This is a genomic window from Winogradskyella poriferorum, assembly GCF_050618035.1.
Classification (GTDB): domain Bacteria; phylum Bacteroidota; class Bacteroidia; order Flavobacteriales; family Flavobacteriaceae; genus Winogradskyella; species Winogradskyella poriferorum_A.
The window spans coordinates 1-225 of sequence record NZ_JBODPY010000204.1 but is presented as its reverse complement, the minus strand read 5'-3'; the positions used below and the strand labels follow the sequence as shown (position 1 = coordinate 225).

Genomic DNA, 225 nt, shown 5'->3' with positions numbered 1-225 from the left:
ATTTACTGATATTATTTTTATGTTTTACTACAGTTAATAGCTATAGCCACGACACAAATCCTACTGATGAACCTACACGCGTAAACGGGACTATAATTAGTAGTTCTACAAACACACCTCTTAGTGAAGGAAATATTGTGAATATCAATCAGGTGATTGGTACATCAACAAATGACGAAGGTATTTTTGATAATAGAGCAAAGGCAAACGATACACTTCTTTTAT

General features: G+C 32.9%; 1 pseudogene. It reads left to right on the top strand.

The window, feature by feature from the left end:
• A pseudogene (locus ACRHOC_RS15480) lies at positions 1-225 on the top strand (carboxypeptidase-like regulatory domain-containing protein); the annotation flags it as partial.